At 66.1% G+C, this 6,293-nt stretch carries 12 protein-coding genes and 1 pseudogene; 7 read left to right on the forward strand and 6 right to left on the reverse strand.

What is annotated here, in order from left to right:
• Positions 1-263: 263 nt before the first annotated feature.
• The 3 genes from KZA10_RS06100 to KZA10_RS06110 all read left to right on the forward strand — a co-directional run bounded on the left by KZA10_RS06100 (position 264) and on the right by KZA10_RS06110 (position 1,874).
• Entirely contained in the window at positions 264-734 is a 471-nt protein-coding gene (locus tag KZA10_RS06100; RefSeq protein WP_141385656.1) for a hypothetical protein, read from the forward strand.
• A 363-nt stretch (positions 735-1,097) separates the two neighbouring features.
• Positions 1,098-1,355: a hypothetical protein gene (locus KZA10_RS06105; RefSeq protein ID WP_218682417.1), complete on the forward strand. Its 258-nt coding sequence runs from the start codon at positions 1,098-1,100 to the stop codon at positions 1,353-1,355.
• Between the two features lie 60 nt (positions 1,356-1,415).
• Positions 1,416-1,874, forward strand: coding sequence for an NUDIX hydrolase (locus KZA10_RS06110; RefSeq protein ID WP_256934476.1), 459 nt, complete (start codon positions 1,416-1,418; stop codon positions 1,872-1,874).
• Here the strand turns inward: KZA10_RS06110 and KZA10_RS06115 are convergent.
• Positions 1,865-2,122: a type II toxin-antitoxin system RelE/ParE family toxin gene (locus tag KZA10_RS06115; protein WP_055871362.1), complete on the reverse strand. Its 258-nt coding sequence runs from the start codon at positions 2,120-2,122 to the stop codon at positions 1,865-1,867. The genes KZA10_RS06110 and KZA10_RS06115 overlap by 10 nt on opposite strands.
• Positions 2,119-2,388: a type II toxin-antitoxin system Phd/YefM family antitoxin gene (locus KZA10_RS06120; protein ID WP_218682419.1), complete on the reverse strand. Its 270-nt coding sequence runs from the start codon at positions 2,386-2,388 to the stop codon at positions 2,119-2,121. The genes KZA10_RS06115 and KZA10_RS06120 overlap by 4 nt, the downstream gene beginning before the upstream one ends.
• Positions 2,389-2,556: 168 nt before the next feature.
• Here KZA10_RS06120 and KZA10_RS06125 point away from each other — a divergent pair, with 168 nt between their 5' ends.
• Positions 2,557-2,718, forward strand: a complete 162-nt coding sequence (locus tag KZA10_RS06125; protein ID WP_218682420.1) for a hypothetical protein — start codon at positions 2,557-2,559, stop codon at positions 2,716-2,718.
• Positions 2,719-2,725: 7 nt separating this feature from the next.
• On the opposite strand, the gene KZA10_RS06130 is transcribed toward KZA10_RS06125, so the two are convergent.
• On the reverse strand, positions 2,726-2,968 hold the full coding sequence (locus tag KZA10_RS06130; protein ID WP_374196545.1) for a hypothetical protein: 243 nt from the start codon (positions 2,966-2,968) through the stop codon (positions 2,726-2,728).
• A gap of 91 nt (positions 2,969-3,059) precedes the next feature.
• On the opposite strand from KZA10_RS06130, the gene KZA10_RS06135 reads away from it, so the two are divergent.
• The 3 genes from KZA10_RS06135 (at position 3,060) to KZA10_RS06145 (ending at position 4,428) form a co-directional block, all read left to right on the forward strand.
• Positions 3,060-3,569: a GNAT family N-acetyltransferase gene (locus KZA10_RS06135; protein ID WP_229778915.1), complete on the forward strand. Its 510-nt coding sequence runs from the start codon at positions 3,060-3,062 to the stop codon at positions 3,567-3,569.
• A gap of 107 nt (positions 3,570-3,676) precedes the next feature.
• Positions 3,677-3,976: a hypothetical protein gene (locus KZA10_RS06140; protein WP_017828684.1), complete on the forward strand. Its 300-nt coding sequence runs from the start codon at positions 3,677-3,679 to the stop codon at positions 3,974-3,976.
• Positions 3,977-4,083: 107 nt separating this feature from the next.
• Complete coding sequence (locus tag KZA10_RS06145) at positions 4,084-4,428, forward strand: LysR family transcriptional regulator (RefSeq protein WP_218682421.1); 345 nt, start codon at positions 4,084-4,086, stop codon at positions 4,426-4,428.
• A gap of 16 nt (positions 4,429-4,444) precedes the next feature.
• Here KZA10_RS06145 and KZA10_RS06150 read toward each other — a convergent pair whose 3' ends face one another.
• The 3 genes and pseudogenes from KZA10_RS06150 to KZA10_RS17790 form a co-directional block, all read right to left on the reverse strand.
• Positions 4,445-5,020, reverse strand: coding sequence for an alpha/beta fold hydrolase (locus KZA10_RS06150; protein WP_055864520.1), 576 nt, complete (start codon positions 5,018-5,020; stop codon positions 4,445-4,447).
• 184 nt (positions 5,021-5,204) lie between these two features.
• Complete coding sequence (locus KZA10_RS06155) at positions 5,205-5,801, reverse strand: hypothetical protein (protein WP_218682422.1); 597 nt, start codon at positions 5,799-5,801, stop codon at positions 5,205-5,207.
• A gap of 170 nt (positions 5,802-5,971) precedes the next feature.
• A pseudogene (locus KZA10_RS17790) lies at positions 5,972-6,293 on the reverse strand (dTDP-4-dehydrorhamnose 3,5-epimerase family protein); the annotation flags it as partial.

Below are 6,293 nucleotides of genomic sequence, written 5' to 3' on the forward strand. Positions count from 1 at the left end.
CTCGCCGCCGCAGCGCTCGCCGCCGCAGCGCTCGACTCGGCCACGACTGCCCCGTTCGCGGTCGATTCGGCCTCGAACGGCCTCGCTGTGCACGATCTGACCCAAAAGTCGTAGTCCGAGGCGCGGAAAGACTGGCCGAAAGTTCTCAGGGTTTCGGCGTAATGACTGGGCCCTCACCTTCGTCTCTTCACTGTGAGGGTTGTCCGGCCGAAAGGGGGCCGGGCTTTGCGAGGGGTGAGGGAATCGTGAGTGGTCGAAGTCGAGTGGATCGACTCTTCGAAGAGTTGGAGGTCGAGTGCGGCACGAGTGTGCAGTGCATCCTGGAACGGGCGTCCGCCCTGCTGAGGCTGGACATCGAGGTCGAGGTGCTGAACGAGGAGGAATGGAACGCGGTCGCGCGCTTCGTTCTCCTCGACGGTGACCGGGCGAGGATCCCGGTACGCCGGGCCGATCCTCAGTGGTTCCGCCTGCACGTGGTGATCCACGAGCTCGCGCATCTGCTGTGCGGACATGCGCGTTGCGAGAGCCTGCCCATGACTTTCGACCAGCTTCGAAAGCCCGCGCAGGCCTGTGTTCTGGCGGGAGTGGGCGGGGGTGCCGGATCCGCCGCGTTCGCCGATTCTCCGCAGGAGGCGGATCAGCAGGCGGATCAGGAGGCCGAGGCGGAAGCACTCGCGCACCGACTGGGCTCATTCGTCGTGGTCCCGCAGTTCGCCTCCGCCGAGGCCGGCTGAGGCTGCGGCCATACGGTTCCGATCAGCGTGCGAGTGCGTGCTCCGCGTCGAACACGATCAGCGGGCGGTCGCTGCCAGGGCGTGACAGCACCTCGGCGTCGACGCGCCAAACGCGGGCGATGAGCTCGCGCGTCAGCACGCTGCGCCCGGATGTCGAGATGGTTCGTCGGTTCGCCGCACAGCAGCAAGGTCGGCCTCTGGGCCAGGGCCCGCCGCCGACCGCGTCATCGGCCCGATCGCCTGGACCATCTACGCGACGCCGTCGATCGCGTATCAGTACGTACTTCGGGGCGGATGGAGAGGGAGCCTTCGATGGTTTGGTGATGCGTGGCCCACAACCCATCCTTAGCGTTCGCTTCTGACATGGCCTCTGTTGCATCGGGAAGCCGTGAAGTAGCGTCGCTAATCATGGAGCGCTATGGAAAATGGAATCTGCTGGGGGCGGCCGCTTTCTTGAGCGTTGGCATCTTCTCGCTCGTCAAGGGTGTGGGACCGGAGTGGTACTCGTACGTCACTGTGGTCGTCGCGTTCCTCGCATCTGCGGCGTGGATTTTTCGCTTTGTCTATGAGGTGCGCAAGAGCAAGACTGAGGAGTCTTCAGATCCTGCCTCCAGCACCTAAACCCACTGGACGGACGGTGCGTGATTTGGTCGTCGTATTCAGGGGATCGCCGTGGCGATCATGGTAGAGCCTGCTCCGTCAATCGATCGAAGTCATATCCGCGTCAAGGCGATGCTCGTCGCGCCGAACGTGCAAGGGACCGCGCATGCGGTCAGCGTCAATGCCGCGACCGCGGAGAATCCGGGCGGATATCACCGCCTCATCGGCGGCAGCGTCGAGGTCGGCGAGACCCACATCGATGCGGTCCGGCGCGAGGTGCGCGAGGAGCTGTCGGCGACGATCCAGGACCTGAGCTACCTCGGGGTGGTGGAGAACATCTTCCACCTGGACGGGGACGTCGGACACGAGATCGTCTTCGTGTACACCGGACGCCTCGATCCGGAACCCGCAGCGGAGGGCGCGACGCTCACGGAGAGCGACGGGGCGGTGGTTCCCGTCGTCTGGCGCAGCTTCGACGACGCCGCCGAGGTGCTGCCCCTCTATCCCGCCGGGGTCATGGGGCTCTTCGCTCAGCGGTAGATCTCGCGGCGATGCCCTGCGGCGAGAACGAGCACGACCAGACGATCGTCCTCGATGTCGTAGATCACCCGATAGTCGCCCACGCGGACGCGCCACGCGCCATCGCTGTTGGCGAGCATCTTCGCCGCGGGCGGTCGTGGTTCTTCGGACAGGAGTTCGATCGCCGCCTGCACGCGACGTCGGGCCTGCGGATCCAGCTTTCGCAACTGCCGCTGTGCCGGCGCAGCGATGTCGATCCGATAGCTCACACGAGCCCCAGTTCCGCCTTCACTTCCTCCCACGGCACGGGGAGCGATTCGGTTTCCGCAGCTTCGCGGCGTGCTGCCACGGCGGCGGCAGCGTCCTCGGCGTCCTCGGCGATCTCGCGAAGTCGATCGAATTCATCCGCGTCGACGATGGCCACGACGCGACGCCCACGGCGGGACAGGAACACGGGCTCGTGCGTGAGGTGGGCACGATCGACGAGCGCGCCGAGTTGACGCTTGGCATCGGAGACGGGCAACACTTCAGTCATGGGCTAATGGTACCAAACGATCAAATCGATCGTTTGGTAGCTCGGCCTCAAGGAGAAGTCGCGCCGGAAGATCCTGCTCGCCGCGATGCAGGGCCGCCCCGCCGACCTCGCCGAGGCGACGACCTCGCGCTTCGCATCCAGTTCGTTCTTCCTGTGGAGGGCCGCATCGTGAGCCGGTACATGATGAACAAGTTCATCCGCGCCGTCGAGATGAGCACCGCGAACGTGAATGCCTACGTCGCCGACACCGAGGGTTCCGGATGGCGGGAACTCGTGGAGCGCTACCGCGCCGCGATCATCCCGCACGGCGAGGTCGACGACATCCCCTGATCCTGCCTCACCGCGTGCACCGGGTGCCCCCGATTCCCGGCGCGGGTTCGCGGGACCAGCTGCGCCCCACGACGTTCCAGTGCGCCTGCTTCCCCTGGATCGCGAGATCGAGCAGGTCGACGAGCACCGCCTGCAGGTTGTTCGCGAGCGTCGTCGAGGCGGTGAATCCCTTTTCGGCGTTCTGCTGCCTCGTCGTCTTCGCCGCGCCCCTCGTCGAGCCGGTCTTCTTGGTCGTTGTGCTTTCAGCCATGGTGTGACCTCCTGCGGGTGACGCTAGTGCGGACGGTGGCCAGGGGCGAGGGGGTTGACACCGTGGGGACGCACCCCGGAATGTGACTCGGGTGAGTGACGCAGACGCAGTGAATGAAGACCAGGACCCGACGCAGCCGGAGATCGTCATCTCCCCGATCAGCGACGACGACGCTGGCGAGGTGCTGACCGTGCAGCGCGCGGCTTTCGTATCGGAAGCCGCGATCTACGGAAGCGTCGACATGCCGCCCCTGACGCAGACGCTCCCCGAACTGGAAGCGGAGCTCCGATCCGAGTCCGGACTGACCGCGCGCATCGACGGGCGACTCGTCGGCGCGATCCGGTACGTCGAGAAGGACGGTGTGCTCCTGATCGGCCGGATCGCGATCGCTCCCGACATGCAGGGCGAGGGCATCGGAAGGCTGCTGCTCGAGAGCGCCGAGAAGGCGTCGGGCGCTGACGTCGCCGAGTTGTTCACCGGAAGCCTGAGCGAAGCGAACATCCGTCTCTACGAGGCGTGCGGGTACGAGGAGCACGAGCGCGTGCCCGACGGCGACGGCACCGCGCAGGTGTTTCTGCGCAAGCAGCTGCGAGCAGGGTAAGAGCCTCCTCCGAATCCGCGCAAGGGTGTTGAGACCATCTCCGAGGTGGGGCATCGTAGCCCGGACATGTCGCGACCGTGACATGCCCCGACCGGAAGGAGAGTCTCGTGCTCACCCTCACCGACAACGCCTCCGCCATCGTGACGACCCTCGTCAGCCGTCAGACCGACGCCCCGGATGCCGGGCTCCGCATCCACTCGACCGAGGCCCAGGGCCCGGAGGGCGGTGCACGCCTCGCCGTGCTCGTCGCCGCAGACCCGGAGCCGCAGGATCAGGTCGTGGAGGTCGCCGGCACCCGGCTGTTCCTCGATGAGTCGGCCGCTGCCGCCCTCGACGACAAGATCCTCGATGCCGGCGTGGACGACGAAGGCTCCGTCTCGTTCGCCGTCACACCTCAGGTCGCCTGACCGAAGGATTCCGGATGCCGCGGCCGACTCGGTCGCGGCATCCGTCTGTCTGCACCGCGTAACCTGGAACGAGCTCGCAAACCCGTGCGAACAGTCGAAAGGCCACCGTGAAGATCTCTCTGCTCCGCCGCTTCGTCGTCCTCGCGGAGGAACTGCATTTCCCTCGTGCGGCGGAGAAACTCGGCATTCCGCTGGCCTCGCTCTACACGTCGATCGACAAGCTCGAGGCCGAGGTCGGCCATCCGATCGTCCATCGCGAGGGCCCGACGCGGCTGACACCCGTCGGCGAGCTCCTGCTGGTGGAGGCGAATACGGCAGTCGCTGCCGCTCCGGAGCCGGTGCGCAACGCCCCCGCCCCTGCCGGAGGAAAGGCCAAAGCCTCTAAGGGCAAGGGCCGCACGCCCGCCGTGAAGGGGCAGCCGAAGCCGTACAAGAAGCGGCAGGGCCGCTAGCGGGACGGCGAAGGACTCAGTCCCAGTCGAGGTACTCCTCGATGACGACCGCGGTCTCGATCGGGTGCGTCATCGGGAACAGGTGATCGGCGCCGTCGATGCTCTTCACGCTCGCGCGCTCCGGTGCCGTCGACTGCAGCTGCTCTCCGTTGGCGAACGGAGCATCGATGTCCTTGGTGCCCTGGATGATCAGGACGGGCATCACCGGCGCGAGCGGGATGTCGCTCTCTTCGACCGCGAGCAGAGCCAGACCGTTCACGCGATCGGCGTGCGCCAGAGCGAAGGCGCGCGCGACAGTGCCGCCGAACCCATGGCCGCCGACCCACGTGTCGCCCAGCCCGACGTGTTCGATCACGGCGAGCGCATCCTCGACACGGTCATCCAGCGAGACCTCTTCGCGCTTGGCCTCGGCACGATGGCCGATGCGCAGCACGTGGAAGCCCGCCTCTTCGGCGAGGTAGTGCGAGACGACGCCGAGAACATCAGCAGCCAGATCGCGCTCCTGGATCAGGACGAGCTTGACCGGCCCGTCGCCCTCGTCGACGAAGGGGATCGCGCGGCCGTCGGGCTCGAAGATCTGGGTGTCGGTCATCGGCGTCAATCTCCTCGTGCCGTCGGTGTCAGGAACTCAGGCGGAACGTCCACGGCGGACGCCAGCGACCGGACCGCGGCCGGAGCCGCCGTGTCCCAGCGTATCTTGAGCGGGCGGTCAGGGAGGTGATCGGGCAGCAGATCAGGTTGCCGGTCGAATCGGGCAAAGGCGACTGTCGGCTACGTCAGCCCGCCAGGGTCTCCGCGGGATCGACCTCGAACCAGTGCTTCTGATTGCGTCGACACTCGAGAGCAGGCACCCGTTCTGTCACCTCACGCCAGCGCCGGCCGCTAGCCTCACGATGGTTGATCCACTGGGTCGGCTTGTCGTAGTAGCGAAGGCTACCTCCGCACTTCGGACATTTCTCCGCACGGATCCGCTCGAATGTGATGCGCCGGCCGTGTCCGCTGATCGCCAGACCGAACATGAGCGGGCGGCGCGTCTCGGTCTTCGCCGTGCGTCGCAACGAGAGAGTCAGGATGAGCAGGAAAATGACGACGACAAGGACCGCACCCCAAATCACCTGGCTGAGACCCGGCTGATCGGCGGAGCTTCCGCTGACGAGCTTTACGATCGGCTCGACGAGCTTCCAGAAAGGGATCACGCCGGCTATGCCGAGGAGGAGCCCGATCCACGAAAGCCACGCCAGCGTCAGAGGACTACGCCAAAGCGGCACGGGCTCGTAGGTGGCAATCGGTGGCTCCGGTGTGGCTGGGCCGACGATGATGTCGCCTCCTGCCTGGACAACGCCCCCATGGATGTCACCGCCCCCGGTGTTCACCGCGTTGTCGCTGCCTACGCCTCGTCGTGCACCGCATTCCTCGCAAAACTTGGAAGTGCTTCCGATGCGAGCTCCACACCTGCTGCAATCCACTATCAGTCCCCCAAATGCTCTCCGTCGCGAATCATCCTATGCAGACCCGCGGACGCAGACGCAGACGCAGACGCTCGTCATACCTCGACGACCTGCCCCGCCTCCACCCGCCACTGCCGGTCGGTCTGCACGGTCGCGAGCATCCGCCGATCATGGGTGACGAGCAGCAGGGTTCCCTCGTAGGACTCGAGCGCCTGTTCGAGCTGCTCGATCGCGGGCAGGTCGAGGTGGTTGGTCGGCTCATCGAGCACGAGCAGGTTGATGCCGCGTGAATTCAGGAAGGAGTAGGACGCGTCCGCGGACCAGTGGTCGTTGACGAGATACGTGTACGCGGTGTCGGGCTCGAGTGTCTGGTAGGAGTTGCCCACGCCGCGCGGCACGAAGATGGCCTTCGACGCA

Origin of the sequence: Microbacterium sp. BF1, assembly GCF_019279095.1 — a bacterium.
Lineage (GTDB): Bacteria > Actinomycetota > Actinomycetes > Actinomycetales > Microbacteriaceae > Microbacterium > Microbacterium maritypicum.